This is a genomic window from Pseudoclavibacter sp. RFBA6, from assembly GCF_002931575.1.
Classification (GTDB): domain Bacteria; phylum Actinomycetota; class Actinomycetes; order Actinomycetales; family Microbacteriaceae; genus Pseudoclavibacter; species Pseudoclavibacter terrae.
Window position 1 is genome coordinate 401,818 of the sequence record NZ_PSUA01000010.1, and the last position, 22,371, is coordinate 424,188.

General features: G+C 68.7%; 23 protein-coding genes and 1 tRNA gene. 8 read left to right on the top strand and 16 right to left on the bottom strand.

Going from position 1 to position 22,371, the window contains the following annotated elements; translation table 11 throughout:
• Entirely contained in the window at positions 1–867 is an 867-nt protein-coding gene (locus C5C17_RS08150; protein ID WP_104252864.1) for an AraC family transcriptional regulator, read from the bottom strand.
• Positions 868–1,183: 316 nt separating this feature from the next.
• Between C5C17_RS08150 and C5C17_RS18585 the strand changes: the two genes are divergently transcribed.
• Entirely contained in the window at positions 1,184–1,363 is a 180-nt protein-coding gene (locus tag C5C17_RS18585) for a hypothetical protein (protein WP_068479684.1), read from the top strand.
• A 20-nt stretch (positions 1,364–1,383) separates the two neighbouring features.
• On the top strand, positions 1,384–1,848 hold the full coding sequence (locus C5C17_RS08155; protein ID WP_181028523.1) for an SRPBCC domain-containing protein: 465 nt from the start codon (positions 1,384–1,386) through the stop codon (positions 1,846–1,848).
• Positions 1,849–1,980: 132 nt separating this feature from the next.
• Here the strand turns inward: C5C17_RS08155 and C5C17_RS08160 are convergent, their stop codons facing one another.
• Positions 1,981–2,757, bottom strand: coding sequence for an SDR family oxidoreductase (locus C5C17_RS08160; protein ID WP_258066072.1), 777 nt, complete (start codon positions 2,755–2,757; stop codon positions 1,981–1,983).
• 52 nt (positions 2,758–2,809) lie between these two features.
• On the opposite strand from C5C17_RS08160, the gene C5C17_RS08165 reads away from it, so the two are divergent.
• Positions 2,810–3,580: a glycerophosphodiester phosphodiesterase family protein gene (locus C5C17_RS08165; protein WP_104252866.1), complete on the top strand. Its 771-nt coding sequence runs from the start codon at positions 2,810–2,812 to the stop codon at positions 3,578–3,580.
• A 98-nt stretch (positions 3,581–3,678) separates the two neighbouring features.
• Complete coding sequence (locus tag C5C17_RS08170; protein ID WP_104252867.1) at positions 3,679–4,047, top strand: RNA polymerase-binding protein RbpA; 369 nt, start codon at positions 3,679–3,681, stop codon at positions 4,045–4,047.
• Between the two features lie 115 nt (positions 4,048–4,162).
• On the opposite strand, the gene lnt is transcribed toward C5C17_RS08170, so the two are convergent.
• The 11 genes from lnt to C5C17_RS08225 form a co-directional block, all read right to left on the bottom strand.
• A complete protein-coding gene (lnt, locus tag C5C17_RS08175) occupies positions 4,163–5,707 on the bottom strand; it encodes an apolipoprotein N-acyltransferase (RefSeq protein WP_104252868.1) in 1,545 nt (514 codons plus the stop codon).
• Entirely contained in the window at positions 5,704–8,154 is a 2,451-nt protein-coding gene (locus tag C5C17_RS08180) for an RNA helicase (protein ID WP_104252869.1), read from the bottom strand. The genes lnt and C5C17_RS08180 overlap by 4 nt, the downstream gene beginning before the upstream one ends.
• Positions 8,151–9,011: a twin-arginine translocase subunit TatC gene (gene tatC, locus C5C17_RS08185; protein WP_258066073.1), complete on the bottom strand. Its 861-nt coding sequence runs from the start codon at positions 9,009–9,011 to the stop codon at positions 8,151–8,153. The genes C5C17_RS08180 and tatC overlap by 4 nt, the downstream gene beginning before the upstream one ends.
• A 1-nt stretch (position 9,012) precedes the next feature.
• Complete coding sequence (gene tatA / locus C5C17_RS08190) at positions 9,013–9,360, bottom strand: Sec-independent protein translocase subunit TatA (RefSeq protein WP_374953903.1); 348 nt, start codon at positions 9,358–9,360, stop codon at positions 9,013–9,015.
• A 4-nt stretch (positions 9,361–9,364) separates the two neighbouring features.
• Entirely contained in the window at positions 9,365–9,721 is a 357-nt protein-coding gene (locus C5C17_RS08195; RefSeq protein WP_104252872.1) for a hypothetical protein, read from the bottom strand.
• Positions 9,722–9,787: 66 nt separating this feature from the next.
• Positions 9,788–10,759 (bottom strand): YafY family protein, encoded by a 972-nt coding sequence (locus tag C5C17_RS08200; RefSeq protein ID WP_104252873.1) that lies wholly within the window; start codon positions 10,757–10,759, stop codon positions 9,788–9,790.
• Positions 10,756–11,793, bottom strand: a complete 1,038-nt coding sequence (locus C5C17_RS08205; RefSeq protein ID WP_104252874.1) for a YafY family protein — start codon at positions 11,791–11,793, stop codon at positions 10,756–10,758. The genes C5C17_RS08200 and C5C17_RS08205 overlap by 4 nt, the downstream gene beginning before the upstream one ends.
• Before the next feature lie 9 nt (positions 11,794–11,802).
• Positions 11,803–12,720, bottom strand: coding sequence for an FKBP-type peptidyl-prolyl cis-trans isomerase (locus C5C17_RS08210; protein WP_104252875.1), 918 nt, complete (start codon positions 12,718–12,720; stop codon positions 11,803–11,805).
• 50 nt (positions 12,721–12,770) lie between these two features.
• A complete protein-coding gene (locus C5C17_RS08215) occupies positions 12,771–13,766 on the bottom strand; it encodes a hypothetical protein (RefSeq protein ID WP_104252876.1) in 996 nt (331 codons plus the stop codon).
• On the bottom strand, positions 13,763–14,818 hold the full coding sequence (locus C5C17_RS08220; protein ID WP_104252877.1) for a tRNA (adenine-N1)-methyltransferase: 1,056 nt from the start codon (positions 14,816–14,818) through the stop codon (positions 13,763–13,765). Before C5C17_RS08220 ends, C5C17_RS08215 begins: the two co-directional genes overlap by 4 nt.
• Positions 14,815–15,555, bottom strand: a complete 741-nt coding sequence (locus C5C17_RS08225; protein ID WP_181028524.1) for an HAD family phosphatase — start codon at positions 15,553–15,555, stop codon at positions 14,815–14,817. Before C5C17_RS08225 ends, C5C17_RS08220 begins: the two co-directional genes overlap by 4 nt.
• 86 nt (positions 15,556–15,641) lie before the next feature.
• On the opposite strand from C5C17_RS08225, the gene C5C17_RS08230 reads away from it, so the two are divergent.
• Positions 15,642–16,766: a proteasome assembly chaperone family protein gene (locus tag C5C17_RS08230; RefSeq protein ID WP_258066074.1), complete on the top strand. Its 1,125-nt coding sequence runs from the start codon at positions 15,642–15,644 to the stop codon at positions 16,764–16,766.
• Positions 16,767–16,834: 68 nt separating this feature from the next.
• Here C5C17_RS08230 and mshC read toward each other — a convergent pair whose 3' ends face one another.
• The 3 genes from mshC to C5C17_RS08245 all read right to left on the bottom strand — a co-directional run bounded on the left by mshC (position 16,835) and on the right by C5C17_RS08245 (position 20,563).
• Positions 16,835–18,151 (bottom strand): cysteine--1-D-myo-inosityl 2-amino-2-deoxy-alpha-D-glucopyranoside ligase, encoded by a 1,317-nt coding sequence (mshC, locus tag C5C17_RS08235; RefSeq protein WP_104252879.1) that lies wholly within the window; start codon positions 18,149–18,151, stop codon positions 16,835–16,837.
• A gap of 64 nt (positions 18,152–18,215) precedes the next feature.
• Entirely contained in the window at positions 18,216–19,058 is an 843-nt protein-coding gene (locus tag C5C17_RS08240) for an undecaprenyl-diphosphate phosphatase (RefSeq protein WP_104252880.1), read from the bottom strand.
• Positions 19,059–19,252: 194 nt separating this feature from the next.
• Positions 19,253–20,563, bottom strand: coding sequence for a M20/M25/M40 family metallo-hydrolase (locus tag C5C17_RS08245; protein ID WP_104252881.1), 1,311 nt, complete (start codon positions 20,561–20,563; stop codon positions 19,253–19,255).
• A 131-nt stretch (positions 20,564–20,694) separates the two neighbouring features.
• Here C5C17_RS08245 and C5C17_RS08250 point away from each other — a divergent pair.
• The 3 genes from C5C17_RS08250 to C5C17_RS08260 all read left to right on the top strand — a co-directional run bounded on the left by C5C17_RS08250 (position 20,695) and on the right by C5C17_RS08260 (position 22,349).
• A tRNA-Leu gene (locus C5C17_RS08250) sits at positions 20,695–20,780 on the top strand.
• Between the two features lie 211 nt (positions 20,781–20,991).
• Positions 20,992–21,540 (top strand): flavin reductase family protein, encoded by a 549-nt coding sequence (locus C5C17_RS08255; RefSeq protein ID WP_181028525.1) that lies wholly within the window; start codon positions 20,992–20,994, stop codon positions 21,538–21,540.
• 107 nt (positions 21,541–21,647) lie between these two features.
• Positions 21,648–22,349: a DedA family protein gene (locus C5C17_RS08260; RefSeq protein ID WP_308471307.1), complete on the top strand. Its 702-nt coding sequence runs from the start codon at positions 21,648–21,650 to the stop codon at positions 22,347–22,349.
• The last annotated feature ends 22 nt before the right edge of the window (positions 22,350–22,371 follow it).

Sequence of the window (22,371 nt, forward strand, 5' to 3'; positions counted from 1 at the left end):
TCAGCTCCGTTCCACGGGCAGCCAGAGCTCGCAGGTCGCGCTGCTGAAGTCAGGGGAGCGGTCGATGATCGCGACGATCGACGGGCCCTGGCGCAGTCGCCACGCGTTGGACGGGAACCAGTCGGTCGCCGTCGCGGCCCACAGCTGCTGGAGCGCAGCCGGGTAGTCACCAGATGCCGTGAAGACAGCCCAGGTTCCCGCCGCCACCCTGATGACGTCGAGGTCCTCCGGTCCCACGACGTCGTGCTCCATCGCGACGCCGTGGAGATAGGTCAGGGGAGTGCCCTCTGTGGAGTCGGGGTCGACGTCCGCGCTCACCTGGAGCAATCCGGTCGGTTCGCTGGAGCTCAGCGCCTTGAGTCTCGCGTGCTCCGCTGGAGGGAGAGCCGCGATGTGCGCCTGGATGTGCGGATTCGCGCCGGTGTGGATGAGCGGAACGCGGGCTGCGTGCCCGATCAGCTGGAAGGCGGGTCGTTCGATGATGCGAGTGTCCATGGGGGAGTTCCCTTCTACGGTCAGGCGGAACCTGAGGTGCGGTTGCGAGCGGAGAGGTCCGCCGGAGCGTCGAACCTCGCCCGGGGTGGAGCCGTGCACGGCGCGGAACGCTCGACCGAATGCCTCCGTCGATCCGTAGCCGAAGCGAGTCGCGATCTCCAGCAGCTCGTCGCCGCCGAGCACGTCGCCGGCCGCGGCGGTCATGCGCCGTCGTCTGATGTACTCGCTGAGGGGCATGCCTGCCAGCGAGGAGAACATCCGCCGTGCGTGGTACTCGGTGGTGCCGAGCGAGGTGGCGAGTTCGGCAACGTCGATCTGGTCGCCGAGGTGCGCCTCGACGTGCTCGACGATGCGGTTGAGAATCGAGATCACGGTTCCTCCTTCAGAGATGATCCTGGCTGAGCGATCGGACGCGCACCCGATCATCTGGGTCCGATGCGATCAGTGCGGCGAGTCGGCGCCATCAGCGCCATCGGCCCGACGATGCGGTCGGGGAGCCAGGCCGAGCGCTCGTAATGTCATAATGTGCATTATCGGATGATGTGGACTCGGCTCGTCGTGCGCGAGCAGGACGCCTCGCATCCAGTAGGCTGTAAGGACGCGGTGAGCACTTTGCCGTGGCTGACCTCGTGGCTCGCGCCACCTCGTCGTTGTTTGTGTCACTGAGAGATCCTGGGAGCCGACACTCGTGAGCGTTCTGATTGCCATCGGTTGCATCATCATCTTCGGCGCCGGCATCTGGTGCTACGGACTGGCGTTCCAGGTCGACGGCGACACGCTTCGCCTCCTGGTGTTCCTGGCCGGCATCCTCCTGAACTCGCTGGCGCTGTTCATCCCGTGGCAGCTCGTGGGCCAAAGCCGCAAGTAGCGACCGAAGCCCCACGCGCGGTGTTCACCCCCAGCATCGACATCAGCGTGCGGATCAAGGCACCCGCTGAGCTCATCTGGCAGGCACTCGTCGACGAGGACCTCCGTGAGCTCTGGTGGCCCGAATCCGAATTCAAGATCAAGCGCGGAGCGAAGATCACCGCACGCTCCCTGCGTCCAGGCAAGAAGAAGCCCCGTATCACCTCCGGAACGATCACCAAGATCGATGCTCCCGAGGAGCTGCACTTCACCTGGAAGACGAAATCTGGCGACTTCGAGACGGACGTCGTCCTCGTCGTCGTGCAGCAGAAAGACAAGAAGAGCAAGGTGCGCGTCCTCGAGCAGGGATTCCCCCGGGGGGACTACGCGGAGATCCACGTCGCGAAGTACCGCGACGGTTGGCGCGAGCACCTGCTGCAGCTCCAGGAGCTCTTCGAAGACGGTCCGGGCCGCAAGCTCGCGACGAACTCCCTCAAGCGCTCCTGAGCTCCCCTGGCCTGCTCTCCCCCGCCCGTTCGCGACCGACTAGGCGCGTCGCAGACAGAAGAATGCCCGGACCGTGAGGTCCGGGCATCTCAGCCTCGGGTCCGGCAGCCGTGCGGGACGGCGGCAGGGTCGCTACTCCGTGACGAACCCGGACGTGTCGCCAATGAGCCGAAGGTTGTTGGTCGGAACCGGCTCGACCACCGCCTTGGTGACCTCGGCCGCGAACTCCTGCACGTTGTAGAGCTTGCCAGCCTCCTCACGGCGAGCGGCGATCGCACCCGGGTTGAGACGGTCGAGCAACGTCGCCGTGATCGTCCCCTCGATCATGTCCCCGGACACGACGACGAACTCGACGCCGCGCTCGGCGAGCTCTGGCACGAGCGCCAGCAGGGCGTCCTCTCCCGCTCGCTTGGAACTGGCGACCGCCTCGTATTCCGGCATCGTCGGCGTCGTCCGGATGAAATGCGCCTGGTGGCTCGTGACGAACACGACGCGCCCGCCGTCCTCCATGAGCTCGAGGGCGCCCTTGAGCGTCTCGACCTGCGCGTCGCGGTTGAGCTTCAAGGCGTAGTCCTCGCCGAGGCCGGACTCCATGCCGCCGGATGCGTTGAGGACGAGCACGTCGAGGCCCCCGTAGGCGCGCTCGATGCTCGTGAAGAGCTCACGGCGGCTCGCCTCATCGGTGAGATCGGCCCCCACGGCGATCGCCGTGCCGCCGTCGGCGGTGATCGCGTCGACCAGCTTGACGGCGCGGGCCTCCTTGTTGCGGTAGTTCACGACGACCTTGGCGCCAGCCTGCGCGAGGAACTTGACGGTGTCCGCGCCGATACCGCGCGAGGACCCCGTGACAAGCGCGCGCTTGCCCTCAAGGGAACCGGCGGCCAGCGGGTTGAGAATCTGTTCAGCCATGCCACCGAGTCTATTGGGCGCGGCGTCGCCCCCGCGCACTAGCGTTGGACGCATGCAGCACCCGTACCTGAACGGCGTCGGTCCGCGCATCCTCGCCCACCGCGGCCTCGCCCTGCAGGCGGCGGAGAACACGATGGAGGCGTTCCGCGCCGCACTCGACGTCGGGGCGACCCACATCGAGACGGACGCACGGGCATCCGCAGACGGCCGTGCCGTGCTGTGGCACGACGAGACGCTCGAGGGCTTCGACGGCAGCGACCGGCCGGTCGCTGGCTCCCCCGCATCCGTGCTGGCCGGGCTCACGTCGGCGGGGCCGACGCCGGGTGCCAGGCTGCTGTTGCTCGAGGAGGCCCTCGAGGAGTTCCCTGCCGCGCGGTTCAACGTCGACGTGAAGTCGGCGGACGCGGCCGAGGCCGTGGCCGACGCCGTCCGGCGAGCAGACGCGTCGTCCAGAGTGCTCATCACCTCCTTCTCCGCCCTTCGGCTGCGGCGCACGGCCGTCCTGCTGCCCGAAGCGGCTCGTGGCGTGGCGAGCCCGGGCATCGCGGCGGCGCTCATCGCCATGTCCGTGCGTTCCGGCCGACTGCTCCACCGGGCACTCCGGGGCGCGTCCGCGGTGCAGATACCGGAGCGTGCCGCAGGTCTCGACCTGCTCTCCCCCGCCAGGCTGCGTGCGTTCCACCGGCACGTGCCAGAGGTGCACGTCTGGACGATCAACGACCCCGTCAGGATGCGCGAGCTCCTCGAGCGCGGCGTGGACGGTCTTGTCACGGACCGCGCCGATCTGGCCGCCGAGGTCGTGCGACGTCACTCAAATCTATGAGTTTTCGAGGAAAAGCTGGAACGCGCGGGAATACCTCGGCACAATCGCACGTTTGACCGGTAGTAGTAGAACCGCACTGACGAGGAGAGGAGGTCAGCATGGCTGATCGAAGTCTGCGCGGAATGCGGCTCGGCGCACAGAGCCTGCAGAGTGACGAGGGCGTTGTCCTGGTCGACCGCCAGGTGCGAACGTACGAGACGACACTGGGTGAGCGCTTCGCCGTCACCTTTGCCGCCGAAGCGGAGGTGCCCGAGGTCTGGGCATCGCCGAAGAGCGGCAACGAGGGTCGTCTGCTGGATGAAGGTGGCGAACAGGTCGCCTACGAGGCGCCGGAGCAGAAGCACCAGCGCACTCACTGGGACATGCTCCTCGAGCGTCGCACCCGGGAGGAGCTCGAAGAGGTCCTCCAGGAGCGACTCGCGTTCCTGCGCTCACGGCGCGGAACCAAGGGCGCGAAAGACGTCTGACCCCCGGAGGTCGCTCAACGAGCGACCGTGAACGTCGAAAGGGACGAAGCCTGAGGCTTCGTCCCTTTCGTGGTCTCGGACCGTGGTGGAGCCGGGCGCAGACGCTCTGCGCGCACTACCGGAGCGGGATCCGGGTCGCGGAGTCGCGCATCCGCTGCGCCTTCGAGCTGCCCGCGCCGACGAGGAGGCCGAGCCCGAGCACCCCGAGGGTGATCTCGATGCCGCGCCCGAAGAGGACAGCGGGCGTCATGCCATCGGCGAGCGGGACATCGACGACCATCACGCCGGGCTCGTACCAGGGCAGCTCCGCGAGCGTGCGCCCCTCCGGTGAGTAGATGGCGCTCATCCCCACCGTCGATGCCTGCACCAGCGAGCGTCCCGTCTCCATCGACCTGAGGCGGGCGAACGCGAGTTGCTGCGCCGGCTCGTCGGTCTTCCCGAAGTCGGCATTGTTGCTCGGCGCGAAGAGCACCGTCGCGCCGCCCAGGACGGCGTCCCTGATCAGCACGTCGTCGACGATGTCATAGCAGATGTAGGTGCCCGCCTTGATATCGCCGATCTCGAGGATGCTGTCGCGCTCCCCCGGCGAGTATCCGCGGCCGATCATGCCGATGAGGTCGGGAGCGAGCGAATACCAGAAGTCCCGGTCCGGGACGTACTCGCCGAACGGGATGGGGTGCTTCTTGTCGTACTGGTCGCCCCAGCCGCCCTCCGCGTCCCACACGAACTGCGAGTTGAAGAAGCGGTCCTCGGCCTGGGTCTCCCCCGGCTCGACCGTCACGGTGTTGGCGACGATGGGGGCCCCGTACGCCACGCTGAGCTGATCGAGCGTCCTGCGGACTCCGGGTGAGGCTTCCGGGTTGAGGTCGATGGAGCCCTCTGGCCAGAGGATCACGTCGACGTCGGCGTCGTCAGGGATGGTGCGCGTCGCGTCGACGTGGCCGAGGAACACGTCGCCAGGGTCCCCCTCGACGAAGTAGGCGGCCTCGGGGGTGTCGCCCTGCACTGCCGCGATCCGGGCGGAGCCGATCGTGCTCGTGGGGAAGAGGGGTACGGCGGTGACGACCAGGATGGCGGCGGCCGCGGTCGCCCAGCTGAGCGGGCGGGCGCGCGAGCGGCCGAGCTCCAGGACGAGCGCCACGAGGAAGACCATGACGAAGCCCATGCCTGAGAGGCCCAGCCAGGAGACGAGCTCCGCGAACGGGCTCGCCGACTGTGACTGGGCGACGCGACCCCACGCGAAGCCGCCGTACGGCCACGCAGAGTAGACGGCCTCACGCAGCGTCCAGAGGCCAGCCACGGCCGCTGGGACGAGGACCAGGCGCTTGGCGCCCGACTCCCAGCGGGCCGTGACGCGCCGGTAGGCGAGCGCGACGAGCACCGCTCCCCCGGCCCAGAACAGCGACGAGAGGATGCTGAGGGCACTCCACGGCACCGGGCCGAGGAACAGAGACGCCCAGGCGATGAGCGGGAAGTAGTACGAGAGCCCCGACGCGAGGCCCACGAGGAACGCGCCGCCGGCGGAGCGGTGCATGAGCGAGCAGAGCACGAGGGCTGTGCCGACGAAGGCGAGGGGCCACAGCGCGGGTCCGGGGAACGCGGCCCTCAGCAGCAGTCCGCCGGCGACGGCGGCGAGCAGCGAGAGCCAGAAGGACCTCACCCAACCCCCGAGTACGCGACGATCCCGCGGCGCACGCTGTTCGCGGCCTGGCGCGCGGTGGTCGCGAACGTGCCCTCGGCGACCTTCTCGATCTGGTCGAGGACGTCGAGCACCTGCTTGCACCAGCGCACGAAGTCGCCGGCCGCGAGATTCGACTCGTCGAGCACACGCTCGAGCTCAGCACCGTGCGCCCAGTGGAAGATGGCTGGCGCGAGGTTCGTCGCGAGTCTGGACGAACGCGGCACCCGGAAGCGCTCGGCCAGCTCATCCAACCCCTGCCAGTGCTTCTCAGTCGTCTGCATCGCCCCGCGGAAGGCGCCGCGCGGCAGCTGGTACTCCTCGAGGCTCTCCTCTTCTCGACGCGGCTCGTAGACGAGCACGGCAGCCATCGCGGCGAGCTGCTGCGGGTTCAGCTCGTTCCAGACCTGCCGACGCAGGCACTCGGCGATGAGCAGGTCGCGCTCGCCATAGATGCGCGCGAGCGTGCGCCCGTGCGCCGTGACCGCCAGGTCCCTGTCGCCGCCATCTGCGGGGGCCAGGTATCCGAGCTCGAGCAGCAGCTCCGTGATCCGGTCGAAGACCTGCGCGACGGCCCCCGTGCGGGACTCGATCTGCCGGGTGAACTTGTCGTTCTCGTGCTTCAGCTTCCAGTACCGTTCGCCCCAGCGCGCGTGCTGCTCCCGGTCGGGGCAGACATGGCAGGGGTGGCGCTTGAGCGCGGTCTGCAGCTGGTTGAGCTTCGCCTGCCGCCGCTCGCGAGCCGCATGCTGGTGCGCCTCATCGTGCGGGATGCGCTTCCGCTCGAGATCGTTCAGCTCTCGCCGGATGCGCGAGTACTCGAAGAAGTCGCCGAGGTGGCACTTCATGCCGTCCTCGTAGCCGGCGAGCGCCTCCTCCTGCTGTCGAACGCGCTTAGCCAGGTCGACGACGGCACGATCAGCCTGGAACTGCGCGAACGACGACTCGAGCACCGAGCGCGTGCGAGCGCGACCGAAGCGGTCGATGAGGTTGACCGCCATGTTGTAGGTCGGCTTGAAGCTTGAGTTCATGGGGTACGAACGACGGGAGGCCAGCGAGGCGATCGCCTGCGGGTGCATCCCCCCGACCCACTGCACCACTGCGTGCCCCTCCACGTCGATGCCTCGACGCCCAGCCCGGCCCGTGAGCTGGGTGTACTCGCCTGGCGTGATCGGCACGCGCGACTCGCCGTTGAACTTCTCGAGCTTCTCGAGGACCACCGTCCGGGCGGGCATGTTGATGCCGAGGGCGAGCGTCTCGGTGGCGAAGACGAGCTTCACGAGCTTCCGCTGGAAGAGCTCTTCGACGACTTCCTTGAAGGCCGGCAGGAGGCCGGCGTGGTGCGCGGCGATGCCCCGCTCGAGACCTTCCGTCCACTCGTAGTAGCCGAGCACTCCGAGGTCCTCGTCGAGCAGGTTGCGGCAGCGGTCCTCGACGATCCACCTGATCTCGTCGCGCTCCTCCCTGGTCGTCAGCGAGACGCCGGCGCGGAGCACCTGTGACACGGCTTGGTCGCAGCCCTTGCGGCTGAAGATGAAGTTGATCGCGGGCAGCATGTCCGCGTCGTCGAGCATCTTCGTCAGACCGGCACGGTCGGCGCGCGGCGCCTGGAAGCGCTGCTCCTTCCAGCTGCTCCCCCGCCCGCGCCTCCCGACGCGGTCACGGTCGCGGCCGTCCTCGCGTCGACCACCGCCGCCCTGAGTCGCCCTCACCAGATCGGGGTTCACGCGGTCCGCGATGTCGCCATCGCGGGTCTCGAAGAGGTCGTAGAGGCGATGGCCGACGAGCACGTGCTGGAATAGCGGGGTCGGCCGCTCCTCGGAGACGATGACGTCGGTGTCACCCCGGACGGTCTGCAGCCAGTCACCGAACTCCTCGGCGTTCGAGACCGTCGCCGACAGCGAGATGAGACGCACCTCGCTGGGGAGGTGGATGATGACCTCTTCCCAGACGGCCCCGCGGAAGCGATCCGCGAGGTAGTGGACCTCGTCCATGATGACGTAGGCGAGGTCGTCGAGCAGGTCGCTGCCCGCGTAGAGCATGTTGCGGAGCACCTCGGTCGTCATGACGACGATGCGGGCCCGCGGATTGATGTTGACGTCGCCCGTCAGCAGTCCCACTTCGCTCTCGCCGTACCGGCGGACGAACTCGCTGAACTTCTGGTTGCTCAGCGCCTTGATGGGTGCCGTGTAGAAGATCTTCGCGTTCGGCTGTCGCATCGCGAGGAACACGCCGAACTCGGCGACAACCGTCTTGCCTGCACCGGTCGGGGCTGCCACGAGCACGCTCCGGCCCGCCTCGACGCTCGCGCAGGACGCGATCTGGAACTCGTCGAGGTCGAAGCTCAGCTCGCGCCTGAACAGCTCGAACTGCTGCAGCTTGGCGCGCGCCCTGCTTGCGGCGAAGCGCTCTGACGGGCTCTGGGTCATGCAGCGGACGCTTCGGCTGCCGCGAGGTCGGCCTCGAACCTCTTGTGCTTGCGGGCGCGGCGGCGATCATTGATCATCGCGATGCCGACGGCGAGGAAGTAGAGACCCAGCATCGGAGCCATGAGGAAGAACATGGAGAGGACGTCGGCCGACGGGGTCGCCATGGCCGCGAACAGGGCGACGAGAAGGACAGCTGTCCGCCATCCTTTGAGGATCGCCGAACCCGTGATGATGCCCGCGAAGTTCAGCATGACCAAGACGACGGGAAGCACGAACGCGATGCCGACGGCGATGCAGAGGGTCATGATCAGCTTGTAGTAGTCACCAGCGCTGATGAGGCTGGAGCTGTCTTCCGGTGCGAAGCTGACCATGACCTCGACGATGCGGGGCATGAGCATCCAGGCCACCCAGACACCGGCGAGGAAGAGCGGAATGGCGGTGCCGACGAAGCCGATCGCGTACCAGCGCTCGTTCTTCTTGAGGCCGGGCACGATGAACATCCAGATCTGGTACAGCCAGACCGGCGACGACAGGATGACACCGAGGCCGAGCGAGATCTGGAGACGCAGATCGAACGCCCCCGTCACGCTCTGGAAGTTCAGGTCGGCGGTGCGGCCCCGTGTCTCGGCGATGTCGTGGATGGGTGCGGCCATGAGGTTGAACACCCAGTCGGTGAGCAGGAAGCCGCCCACCATTCCCAGAACGATGCCGATGGCCGCGATGATGAGGCGGTTGCGGAACTCGATGAGGTGCTCCGCGAGTCGCATACGCCCGTCAGGGTCGCGCTTCCGGCTCTTCTTCGCTTTCGACTTGGCCGGCTCGACCGACAGCGGAGCTCCCTCGGGTTGAACGGTCACGTCAGTTGGAGGTGCCCGTGTTGCCCCTGGCGTCCGTGCTGGGCGCGGCGGGTGCCTCGGAGGCAGGCGCGGCCGGGGCCGAGTTCTGCGCGGGAGGGGTCGCTGGGGCCTGGGGGGCCGCTGGTGCCTGCGGTGCTGCCGGCGCACTCGAGGCGGCGGGCTGCGAGTAGACGTCGGCGGCCGGCGGGACGTCGACCTCGTCGTCCTTCTTCATGTTCTTGACCTCGCCGCGGAAGATGCGCATCGACTGCCCGATGCTCTTCGCGAGGCCGGGAAGCTTCGGAGCACCGAAGAGCAGCAGGACGATCACCAGGATGATGATGAGGTGTGGGCCAGTCAGATTCGGCATGATGTTAGTTGCCTTTCACAAGGTGTTCAAATTGAGACGGGTCTGCCGTCGTCAGGTCGCGGCCGTGCTGAAGGCGCTGCTCGCGGCGCTGTTCTTTGGTTTCGTCGAGCGCTTCTCTCAGCGCACCCCGCTCGACCTGGACATCGCGGAGACCGCGCACGATCGCGTTGCTCCGTGGCGGCGTGAACGAGACGAGCGTTTGCGCACGCTTCTCGAACGCCTCGAGGAGAACCTCGAACTTCTCCAGCTCGCCCTGCAGGAGGACGACCTTCCTGAAGAGCCAGTAGCCGAGCGCGCCGAGCACTGCGAGCAGGACGAGCACGAGGCCCACCCAGATGAGAACCCAACTCCACCACGGCATAGTGACTCCAACGATACCTGCTCTGAGGTGAATCGCCAGGCCGCAGCCCTGGACTCGCGTCCAGATTTAGTCTTCGTGATGATCGCGGAGCGCGTCGGTGGCCCACTGCAGCACGGCGGCTCGCGCGGAGTCGGGTGAGAGCACGCGCATCTCGCCCGCGTTCCCGGCGACGAGGCGTGCCAGATGCTGCATGGATGCGATGCGCACGTCGACGACGGCCCGACCTCGCGCATCCGTCTGCGGAACCGGCTCGCCCGGCGGGAGGTAGTCGCGCACGAGCGGCAGCACGGCGGCGCCGACCTCGAGCCTCACGACCACGTGGTCGTCGCTCGGCGTGAAGATCGGCCTTCCCCGCTTTGCCTCTGGACGCGACGGCACGGGGACGTCGGTGACCACAGCGTCCCGCATGCGGTCGAGCCGGAAGACCCGCTCAGCGTCGCGCTCCAGGCACCAGCCGTGCAGGAAGAGGTCGCCGCCGAGCGTCTCGAGCGTGAACGCGTCCACGTGACGCACGCTCTCGACGCCATCCTCTCTGCGGTACCGGAAGCGGAGCCGTCTGTTCGTCGCGATTGCTGCGGCCACGGCATCCCTGGCTGCCGGATGCTCCCCCGTCGTCCCGAAGGCGAAGTGGGGCGCCGCCCCGCTTGGCCCGAGCTTGCCGAGCAGCGTGTCGATGCGGGACTCATCCACGAGGCGCGGCAGGCTTCTGAGGTAGCCGAGCCCCGCGATGACCGCGGCGGCTTCGCGGTTCGACATGCGCGGTGCCTCCTCGAGCGCGACGAAGTGGGTCACCTCGATGAGGTCCTGCAGCTCGAACGCGTCCCAGTTGATGTCGAAGAGGTCGAGGTGGCTGTAGACGCCGGCATCTCCCGGGGTCCCCGAGACGGCGATGAGCCTCACGGCGTCGCGCACCTGCTTGGGCTTGACGCCGAAGTGGGTGGCGGCTGTCTCGACGGGCACAGGTTCGTCCTGTTGGCGGAGGTACGGGACCAGCGAGACGAGGAGCGCGAGGCGGTCAGCCGAGACGAACGGGCTCACGAGGGCACTCCGGCGTGGGCCGACACGACCCAGGCCAGCCTCGAGGCGACGAGGCGTCTGAGCTCTGGCGGTGAGATGACCCTGACTTCTGGGCCGAAGGACGCAATGCGGTCTGCGAGCAGGCTGACGTCGGTGTAGCCGAGCTCGACCTCGAGCCAGGGCCCTGACGTCGCTCGCGTGTCACCACGCAGGCGGACCTCGGCGTCGGACCCTTCGCGCACCTCGAGCCTCGCGCGCTGTCTGCCGGCGAGCTCCGCCAGCTTCTCGAGGGCTCTCGCCGCGTGCTGCTCCGCGGTCACCCCCGGGTACCGCGACACGTCGGCGCTCCCGATCTGTCGCGGTGCGGACACGATGCGGGACAGCAGGAACATGCGCTCGGATGCGCGGTCCAGGTCGTAGGAGACGAGGAGCCAGTTGCCGTCGGCGAAGACGAGCGCGAGCGGCTCGACGCGGCGGACGCCGGCCCCGTCGTCGCCGGGCTTCGAGTAGGAGAAGGAGACGGTCCGTCCCTGCTCGATGGCTGCGGAGAGCGGTTCGAAGGCGGCGTCCCGGGCGCGCAGGCGCGGCGCCACTCCGATGAGGTCCTCGTGCGTCTGGGCACCGAGCGCCTTGAGCTTCATGAGGCCCCGCCTCGACTCCTGCGAGACGGACCCCTCGCGCCACACCTGCGCCGCGAGGCTGAGCAGGGAGGTCTCGTCGGCGTCGAACTCGAGTCCGGCGGGCATCGCGAAGCCACCTCGCGGCACGCGGTAGCGGACCAGCTGGTTGTTGCCGGCCGCCGATGGGTCATCGATGACCTCGAGAGGCACCCCCAGGTCACGCAGCTCTGCCTTGTCGCGCTCGAATCGCTTCTCGCGCGCCGCCGCAGCCGTGGGTGACGTGCTGTCGCGGCTGTCGTCTGCGTAGCCGTGGACGGTCTGGAAGACGTCGCTCTTCGTCAGCCCGCGCTCCGTGGTCAGGAGCGCGAGGATGAGCGAGAACTGGCGCTCCGCAGCCGCGGGGGCCTTCGCTCGGTCTGTTCGCTCGTGCGTCACGCCTCGACTTTAGATCGTGCCGAGGATGTCGACGACGAAGACCAGCGTCGAGCCAGCGGGAATCGTCTCGCTTGCCTGGTCGCCGTAGCCGAGCGCCGGTGGGATGACGGCGATGACCTGCGAGCCGACGGTCTGGCCGACGAGCGCCTGCGCGAAGCCGTCGACGACTCCCGTGGTCGAGAACTGGGCTGGCTGCCCGCGGTCCCAGGAGCTGTCGAACTTCTCCCCGTTTGCGAAGAGGACACCCGTGTACTGCACGACGACGGAGCTGCCTTCGGCGACGACGGCTCCGGTGCCGAGCTTGCGCGTGTCGAGGACGAGCTCGTCTGGTGCCGTTGCGCCCTCCGCGATCGTGATCTGCGGTGCCCCCTCAGCCGCGTCGGTCACGGTGACGAGCTCCTGCGTGGGTGCCTGCTCAGCGCCAGTCGCACGCGTCTCCGGGACCTCGATCACATCGGCGACGACGAGTGCCGGGGGCGTGTCCGTCGCGCCCGCGTTTGCAGTGCCCTCCAGGAGCAGCGCAGACGGGATGAGCGCGACGACGCGCGAGCCCGAGGTCACGCCGTCGAACAGGCCGCTGAGATAGCCGGGGATGCCCTCATCGCTGAGGTCGAGCACCTGGCCGAGGGGCCCGTAGGGGCTCTGCTCCGCCTGCGTGCCGACGTCGTAGACCGTGAGGTTGGCGGTGACGGTCGAATCGAGCGTCATCTCCTCGCCGTCGCCCTCGACCTCGACGCGGCGCTCCATCTCCTCGCCGAGCCCGGAGACCTGGCCGATCGTCACGGCGGGAGCGGCACCGTACTCGCCGGTGACCTCGACACCGTTGAGCGCGTCGCCGCTCGCTACGGGCGTCGAGCTGCCGGCGCACGAGGCGAGTCCGAGGGAGAGGAGGACGGCCGCGGCGATCGCGGGGAGTCGTCGTTGCATGAATCCGCCTTGCGTGGGGTGGGAGGTGCTTCTGGAGGTGGAGCGGACGCCTATTCGGCGGCCAGGATGTCGATCACGAAGACGAGGGTGCGCCCCTGCGTGGCCGAGGCGTTCAGCGGGCCAGGCTGGGAGGCGAGCCGCTCGGGTGGGAGGACCACGACGAGCTGCGAGCCGACGGGGGTGCCGACGATCTCCTCGCTCAGCCCGAAGAGGCCATCGGTGGCCGCAGTCGTGAGCTGCAGGACGTTGTTGCCTGGGGTCCAGGTCGATGCGACCTGCTCCCCGGTCGTCCAGTCGAACGCAGAGAGCTGCATCGTGACGAGCTGTCCTTCGGCGACCGGGGAGCCATAGCCCTCGATGCGGACGTGCCGTTTGGGTGCGGCTGGCGGGTCCTGCGCTGGCATCGTGACGCCCGGGGTGCCGTTGGGTGCGGTGACGACTGCCGGGATGCCGTCAGCGGGGGCCGCGATCCGGCCGCCAGCACTCGATGGGTAGACATCGAGCACGTCGGCGATGGCGACGATCGTCATGGCCGGGTCGACACCGACCGATGTGGCGGCTTCGCCGAAGAGGACGCTCGCGGGCATGACGGCGACGACGCGCTCGCCCGTCTGCGAGCACTCGATGGCCTCGGCCAGACCCGGGAAGGTGTTCGCGATCGTCGCGACGCTCGTGGGCGCTGCGCTGCCGGTCTCGCTCGCGACGGTCGGGCTGTAGGGAACCAGCACCTCTCCGTCCGCACCGTCCAGCAGCTCGAAGTTGGCTCGCACCACGCCCGATGAGGTCACGGGGTCGCCGGTTCCCGTTCCATCGCGGGTCGTCTCGAGCGACGTCACGGAGAGCGGGTGTGCGAGCGCCGCTCCGCTCAGCTCGCCGAAGGCGCCGTCGGCCGACACGCTCGCCGAAGCGGCGCCGTCGACGCCCGGCAGCTCGCAGGCGTCCGCGTCGAGCTCGCTCTCAGGCCACGTCACGCAGCCGGTCAGTGCGACGGCGACGGCAGCAGCTGTCAGGGCGGCCCCCGCGAGTCGGGTACGTGTGCGCATCATTCGCTCTCTCCCTCGGTCTCCGTGCTGGTGGCGGGAGCATCCGTTGCCCCTGCCACGTCGGGGGCCTGATCGCGCCCCTTCTCGGCGGTGATCGCCGCGCCGCGCTGGGCCAGCCGAGCGCGCTTGCGGAGGACTTTGTCGCTCACCTGACGGTCGCCGAGCGAGCCCGGCGTCCAGATCTCCACATCCTCATCGCTGAAGTCGGACTTGGAGGCCCGTCGCTTGAGGTTGGGGAGGATCGCGCCGTCCGCGAGGCGGCGGGCGGTCAGCAGAAAGCCGGTGTGCGCGATCATCCGGTGGTCTGGACGCACCGCGAGGCCTTCGACGTGCCAGCCTCGCACCATCGTCTCGTCGGCGCTTGGGTCGGTGAACAGACCCGTCGCACGGATCGCCTCGGCCACGCGCGACAGCTGCGTCACGGTCGCGACGTAGCAGAGCAGCACCCCACCCGGCTTGAGCGCGTCGGCGACGACGTCGAGGCACTCCCAGGGCGCGAGCATGTCGAGCACGGCGCGGTCGGCGGTCCCGTCAGCGTGCTGTTCTGGAAGCGCTTCGGCGAGGTCGCCGAGCACGAGGTTCCAGTTCTCAGGCTTCTCCCCCATCACGCTCACGACGTTGCCCTCGGCCACCTGGGCGAATTCCTCGCGGCGCTCGAACGAGGTGAGCGATCCGGTGCCGCCGAGCATGCGGAGGATCCAGAGCGACAGCGCCCCGGACCCGACCCCGGCCTCGATGACGCGAGCGCCGGGCCGGATGTCCGCCTTCGCCAGGATCGCGGCTGCATCCTTCGGGTAGATGATCGCTGCCCCACGCGGCATCGACATGACGATGTCCTCGAGCAGCGGACGCAGCGCCAGGTACTGGCCGCCGTCCGTCGCGGAGATCACGGAGCCCTCATCGACGCCGATGATGGTGTCGTGGTCGATCATGCCCTTGTGCATGAAGTACCGCTTGCCTGGCTCGAGGTAGAGCGTGCTGACACGCCCCTTGGGGCCGGTCAGCTGCACGCGGTCGCCCGCGCGGAAGGGTCCGCCGATGTCGGTCTCGGTCATAGCTGTGCTTCGCTTTCTGCGGGGGCGGCGTCTGCTGCCGTGTGTGCGTTCTCGCGCTGCGTCGTCTCGCGAGCGACCTGCTCGATGAGCTCGCCGAGCGCCTCTGGCGTGATGCCCTCGAGGGTCGCCGTGACGAGGTGCGCGTGATGTGCTTCGAGTGTCTGCCCGTGCGGGATGCCGATGGTCGCGCATCCTGCGGCACGCGCGGCTTCGAGACCGCGGCGGGAGTCCTCGACGGCCACGCACCGCCCGGGCGCCACCCCGAGCTGCGCTGCGGCGCGCAGGTACGGCTCCGGGTGCGGCTTGCCGTTCTCGACCTCATCCCCTGCGATGACGATCGCGAACAGAGGGGTGTCGAGGGTCGACACGACGGCGTCGGCGAGGACGCGCGTCGAATTCGTGACGAGTGCGTTCGGGACTCCCGCCGCGTGCAGAGCACCGAGCAGCTCGAGTGCACCGGGCCGCCAGGCCAGCTCGGCGAGGATGCTCGCCATGACGGTCGAGTTCATGTGGTCGACGATCTCGCCAGGCGCGAGGTCGACACCCAGGCGCGCGAAGAACTCAGATGCGTCCGCCATGCTCGACCCGACCATGCCGAGCTCCTGCTCCTCGGTGAGCGGAGGCAGTCCGTGGTCGGCGAGCAGGTTCAGCTGGGCCGTCTGCCAGTACTGCTCGGTGTCGACGATGGTGCCATCCATATCCCAGAGGACGGCGTCGGGAAGATTCGAAGGAGCCACGGGGCGACAGTCTACGGGGCGGCAGGCGGCCCATCGACGCCCGGCGCGTATCCTGGGACAACACTTCATGCATGGCGAGGAGCACGGTGACGGAACACAGCGAGGCCACCACACCATTCGCGCGGGGCCGACTGCTCGTGGTCGCACTGCTCGGCTGGAACGACGCGGGCGATGCGGCATCAAGCGCCGTCCGGGCACTGCAGGAGGCCATCGGCGCAGACCGTCTCATCGAGGACATCGACGACGAGTCGTTCTTCGACTACTCCATCCACCGGCCCGTGATGCGCGCGGGAACCGAGGGCGTCCGGAAGATCCAGTGGCCCAGCGTGTCGTTCAGCGGCACTCCTCTGCCGGAGGCCGACAAGGCCGATCCCGCCGTCGAGAGCACGGAGCTGGCCGCCGATGCGGGCCTCTCTGTGAGCTCGGACAACGGCGAGAACGTGTTCGTGCTCATCGGCCCGGAACCCACGCTGCGGTGGCGGAGCTTCACGAAGCACGTCGTCGATCTGTGCGAGCGCGAGGGCATCACGCGCGTCGTGCTCGTTGGCGCGTTGCTGGCAGATGTGCCGCACACCCGCCCCATCACGATCTTCATGTCGAGCGATGACGCCGCCGTGCGCGAGGAGCTCGACATCGACCGCAGCGAGTACGAGGGACCAACCGGCGTGCTCTCGGCGATCGGCGAGGAGGCACGCTCGCGGGGCATGCTCGTGCTCTCGCTCTGGGCCTCGGTGCCGCACTACGCGCACCACTCCCCCTCGCCGAAGGCGACCCTGGCGCTGGTGGACCGGCTGACCGAGATCGTCGACGTCTCGATCCCCCACGGCGACCTCGTCACCGAGTCCGCCGAGTGGGAGTCCGAGGTCACCGAGGCGACCGCGCAGGATGACGAGATCGCCCAGTACGTCGGCTACCTCGAGCGGACCCGTGACATGGTCGAGGCGCCCGAGGCCTCCGGCGAGGCCATCGCGCAGGAGTTCGAGCGCTTCCTCGAGCAGGCGGCCGACAAGAAGCCGCAGCCCGGCCCGGCAGCGTTCCCCACGGACCTCTCGGGGACTCCGCAGCGACCCATGGGCGTCGAACGACGGACCACTGCCGGTGACGATGGGGCCGAATCGGACACCGAGTCGAGGCCCGACGTGGATCCCGAGCGTGGCGATGGCGGAGCTGAGGACCAGGACGCCGACGGCGGCCAGGAGGGTCCGGCCTAGCCGGCCACGAGCGTCCCGCTCAGGCGGATGCGCGCTCGGCGGTCCGTCGAGCACGCATCCTTCCGCCGCTAGTCGGTCGTGAGGTCCAGCCCGAGCAGGGCGTCGACGAGCGCGACGACATCCGCGTCTCCCGCGGCAGGGGGCGACGAGACCCACTCATCGACGATCGCGACGACGCGAGGGGTGTCGAGGTCATCGGCGATGGCGTCGCGCATTCGCTGGACGACGCCGTTCCGCTCAGGCGCCAGCGGGTCGTGAGATGCCCGAGCCGCGCGCTCGCGCCACTCCTGCAGGCGCACGTTCGAGCCCTCGAGCTCCTCGTCGGTCCACTCCCAGTCGCTTCGGTAGTGGTGCGAGAGGAGCGCGAGGCGGATCGCCCCGGGGGCGACCCCGGCCGCGGTGAGTCGTGAGACGAGGACCAGGTTGCCCAGCGACTTCGACATCTTGGTGCCGTCATAGGCGATGAGGCCGGCGTGCGTGTAGGCGCGCGCGAAGTCCGCCGGCGTCCCGTGCGAGTCGGCGGCGAGCAGCGACATGGCGTGCGCCGCGGACAGTTCGTGGTGCGGGAAGCGGAGGTCGCGCCCACCGCCCTGCACGGAGATCGGGGCACCGAGGGTCCTCGTGGCGATGACGGAGCATTCGATGTGCCACCCGGGGCGCCCGAGGCCGACGGCGCTCTCGAACGCTGGTTCGCCCGCCCGCGCGCTGCGCCAGAGGAGCGGGTCGAAGGGCCCGCGCTTGCCTGCCCGGTCGGGGTCGCCCCCGAACTCGAGGAAGGCGGCTTCCATCTCCGCGGCCGTGTACCCGGAGACATCCCCCATGTTCCAGTCGCTTGCGGCCTCCGCCGCGGCGACGTCGTAGTAGACGTCGCCCAACGGAGTGGTGGCGGCGGGCTCGGCATCTGCGGCGACCTCGACCCGGTACGCGAGCCCCGCCTCGATGAGCGCCTCGATGGCTGCGCCCGTCTCCTCGATGCTGTCCTGCACGCGTACGTAGGCGTCAGGCGGCAGCACTCGCAGCGCGGCCATGTCGGACCGGAAGAGGTCGGTCTGCGACGCGGCGATGTCCTGCCAGTCGCGTCCCGTCTTCGCCGCACGCTCGAGCAGCGGGTCGTCCACGTCGGTGATGTTCTGCGCGTAGCGGACCTCGAGGCCCGCGTCGCGCCAGGCGCGTCCGAGGGTGTCGAAGGCGACGTAGGTGGCCGCGTGCCCCAGGTGCGTCGCGTCGTATGGCGTGATCCCGCAGACGTACAGCGTGGCGATCCCGTCGGGGGTGATCGTGTCCTGGACGCGGCCGCTCGCGGAATCGAAGACCCGGATCGCACCACCGCCGCTGCCGGCTACCGAGGGGACTGCAGGGATGGGCCACGAGGGAACGGTTCGCACCGGAACATCCTATGTCGCGCCCCAGCCTCACCCGCCCCGCGCGAACATCATCAGCGTGTCCGAATCAGGCGGCACCGCCGGTCGGGTCCATGAGGCCGAACGACAGCAGGATGATGATGAGCGTTCCGAGCGCGATCCGGTAGACGACGAAGGGGAGGAAGCTGCCCTTGTTGAGGTACGCCATCAGGTACTTGATGACGACGAGGCCGACGACGAACGAGATGATCGTCGCGATGATCGTGCCGACCACCGGTGCCTCGGCGCCTTCCGCCTCGCCGAACGCGGAGACGAGCTCGTAGAAGCCCGAGCCGAACACGGCGGGGATGGCGAGCAGGAAGCTGTACCTTGCGGCGGACGGCCGGTCGTAGCCCATGATGCGCCCCGCCGTGATCGTGCCGCCCGAGCGTGAGACGCCGGGGATCAGGGCGAGCGCCTGCGCGAATCCGTAGACGACGCCGTCTCTCGTGTTGAGGTCCTGGAGTGCCTTCGCGCGCTTGCCGAAGATGTCGGCGAGGCCGAGGATGACGCCGAAGATGATGAGCGTGAACGCGACGATCCAGAGCGACCGGAACTGGTCGCGGATGAGGCTCTGGAGCAGGAAGCCGAGCACGACGATGGGAATCGATCCGAAGATGATGAGCCACCCCATGCGCGCATCAGGATCGGTGCGCGGAACGCTGCCGCGCAGGGAGGCGAACCACCGCGAGATGATGCGCTTGATGTCGCCCCAGAAGTAGACGAGCACGGCTGCCTCGGTGCCGAGCTGGATGATGGCGGTGAAGGTCGCGCCCGGGTCCTGGACGCCGATCCACTCGCCCACGATGCGGATGTGCGCGCTCGAGGAGATCGGCAGGAACTCAGTGAGCGCCTGCACGAGACCGAGGATCACGGCGTCAAACCAGTTCATTGCCACTGCCTTTTCGAGAGAGATTTCCAGCTGCGGGCCGCGGTGAGGTCACGTCGGGCCCGGCGCACGCTAACACGAAACCGGTGCCGCCCGCGGAGGGCACCCCGCGTCGTGGGTGATGCGCCGGCCGACCGCGGTCGCGCGAACCGAGCCGCGTGGGTGGGGGTCGCGACCTCGGCTCGCGCCGGGTGCCGTCAGTAGCTGCGCAGGAAGTCGCCGAGCACCTTGCGGCCGAAGACCAGCGACTCCAGTGGGACCCGCTCGTCGACGCCGTGGAACATCGCGGGGAAGTCGATGCCCGCAGGCAGTCGCAGCGGCGCGAAGCCGTAGCCATCGATGCCGAGCGTCGCGAGGGCCTTGTTGTCTGTGCCGCCTGAGAGGAAGTACGGGACCACCACCGCCTCGGGGTCGTGGCGCTGCAGGGCCGCTGTCGCCGCATCGACGATGGGGCCGGAGACGGGGGCCTGGGTGCCGATGCCGCGGAACACGGTCTCGATCTCGATGTCGTCGCCGACGATCGCCTGGATCTCCGCGAGCAGCTCGTCCTCGGCTCCAGGGAAGGGGCGCGCGTCGATGGCGACGCTCGCCGACTCGGGGATCACGTTGTGCTTGTAGCCCGCGCTCAGCATGGTCGGGTTCGTCGTCGACCGGAGGCTGGCAGTGAGGAACCCGGACGCGCTGCCCGTCGCGAGAACGATCGCACCCGGTGTGGTCTCCTGCGGGTCGACGTCCAGGAGGCGCGCGAGCTCGGTGATCATGGACGTGGTCGTGTCGTTGAGCAGCACTGGCCACTCGTGCGAGCCGAGCTTCGCGATGGCCTGGGCCAGGCGCGTCACGGCGTTCTCCTCGGCGGGGATGACACGCGAGCCGTGTGCGGCCCGTCCCTTCGCGTGAAGGCGCAGCCAGAGGAGCGCCTTCTCCCCCGTCTGCAGCAGGTAGGCGCGCTTGCCGCCGACCGTGATCGAGTAGCCGCCGACCTCGGAGATAGCCTGGGTCGCGCCCGCGAAGAGCTCGGGGTGGTCTCGCGCGATGGGCTCGGAGCCGAACTGGCCGCCGTTCTCCTCATCGGCGAAGAACGCCAGCACGAGCTCGCGCTCGGGGAGCTCCCCCGCGCTGAGGATCTCCTCGACCGCGGTCAGGATCATGGCGTCCATGTTCTTCATGTCGACGGCCCCCCGCCCCCACAGGAGGCCGTCCTCGATGACCCCCGCGAACGGGTCGACGCTCCAGTTGCCCGCCTCGGCCGGCACGACGTCGGTGTGCCCGTGCACGACCAGCGCCGGCTTCGCCGCGTTGCGGCCGGGGACCCGCGTGAAGATGCTCGGACGTCCCGGGGCGGCCTCGATCGTGGTCACGTCCAGCCCGAGAGCCGTGAACCGTGCCTCCAGGTACTGCGCCGCCTGGGTCTCGCCCTTCGAGCGACCCTCGCCGTAGTTGGTGGTGTCGAGGCGGATGAGGTCCTGGGTCGTCGTGACGGTCGGGTCGAGTTCGAGGGAGTCAGCCATGCCCCAACGCTACCGCCGAGCAGCACCCCGACGACGCCGCGCGACGCGCCCGGGATGCACGTGTTCTGGCCTCGATTCGCGTTTCGCCGGAATCCTGGTAATGTTTCTCCTCGTGCTCAACAGCACAACCTGCGCGGGTGGCGGAAATGGCAGACGCGCTAGCTTGAGGTGCTAGTGCCCGTATTAGGGCGTGGGGGTTCAAGTCCCCCCTCGCGCACAGGTTGAAAGGCCCGGGAGTTTTCTCCCGGGCCTTTCGTGTTTCTCCGTGGCGACACCGCTTCTCCGGGACGACACCGTGATCCGACCCGCTGACTCCGCGCGTAGCGAGATGCCGCGGAGCGAAACACTCGGCAACCTTCGCTTGCGAGGAAGCGCTCGTCGCGTGACGCTCGGTGTTGGCCCATCCCCCGTCATCCCAGGAGTGCACCGTGTCAGCTGAACCGACATCGCTCGTGAACCACGCGCAGATCGACCAGACCGAGCTCTCCGAGAGCTTCCGATCGCTCTTCCGCCAGCATCCCTCCGGCGTCGCGGTCCTCACGGCGCAGAGCGACGCCGGTCCGGTCGCGATGACGATCACGTCGCTCACCTCGGTGAACGCGTCGCCAGCACTCGTGGCCTTCTCGCTCTCCAAGGCGTCGTCGGCGACGCCGGGCATCCTCCGGGCCCAGAGCGTCCTGGTCCACTTCATCGACGAGGAGTCGCTTCCCGTAGCCCAGGTGGCCGCCACAAGCGGCGTCGACCGCTTCGCGGACCGCGACAGCTGGAGCTACCTGCCGAGCGGTGAGCCGCACTACAGCGCCGTGCAGCGGTGGGCGCGAGGGCGCATCCGCAGCACGCTCGACGTCGACGGCGCGGTGCTGGTCGTCCTCGACGTGCTCGAAGCGCGCGACAGGCGAGCGGGCTCCGAACGCGGAAACGCAGGTGTCGTGTACCGGAACCGCATCTGGCACGAGCTCGGCGCACCACACAGCTGACAGGCTGGAGAGGACCCTTCCGGTAGTTTGGGGATGCAGGACACTGACGAGCGATTCGCCCGTCGACTGCGTCGATGCTCACAGACCGAGAAGGACCTCCTCGAACCATGCCCGGCCTCGCAACCGCCCTCCTGCACGCCGCCAGCTCAGGCGGCGGCGCCGTCGAAGAAGCTTCGGGCGGCTTCTTCGGCGTGATCTCCGACTGGGCCATCGACATCATGGGGACGATCGGGGCCCCGGGAGCCGGCCTCGCGGTCGCGCTCGAGAACCTGTTTCCACCCATCCCGTCCGAGATCATCCTCCCCCTCGCCGGCCTCGCCGCGCACCAGGGCAAGTTCTCGGTGGTCGAGGCGATCATCTGGACCACGATCGGCTCGGTCGTCGGCGCCTACGCGCTCTACTGGCTGGGCCGCTGGCTGGGTCACAACCGCATGGTCTGGCTCGCCCGGAAGATTCCACTCGTCGACGCCGCTGATGTCGTCAAGACCACGAACTGGTTCAAGAAGCACGGCAGGAAAGCAGTGTTCTTCGGCCGCTTCCTGCCCATCTTCCGCAGCCTCATCTCGATACCGGCTGGCATCGAGCGCATGCCCGCACTGCAATTCGGGCTGCTGACGCTCGCCGGCTCCGCGATCTGGAACACCATCTTCGTCATGGCCGGCTACCTGCTCGGCGACGCGTGGGAGCAGATCCTCATCTACGCGGACGCGCTCAAGTACCTCGTGTACGCCCTCGTCGCGGGTGCCATCGTCTGGTTCCTCGTCGTGAAGATCCGCGGACGCGTGCACCGGGGTGGACACTCCGCGTAGCTCTTACCACCCTGCGTTCGAG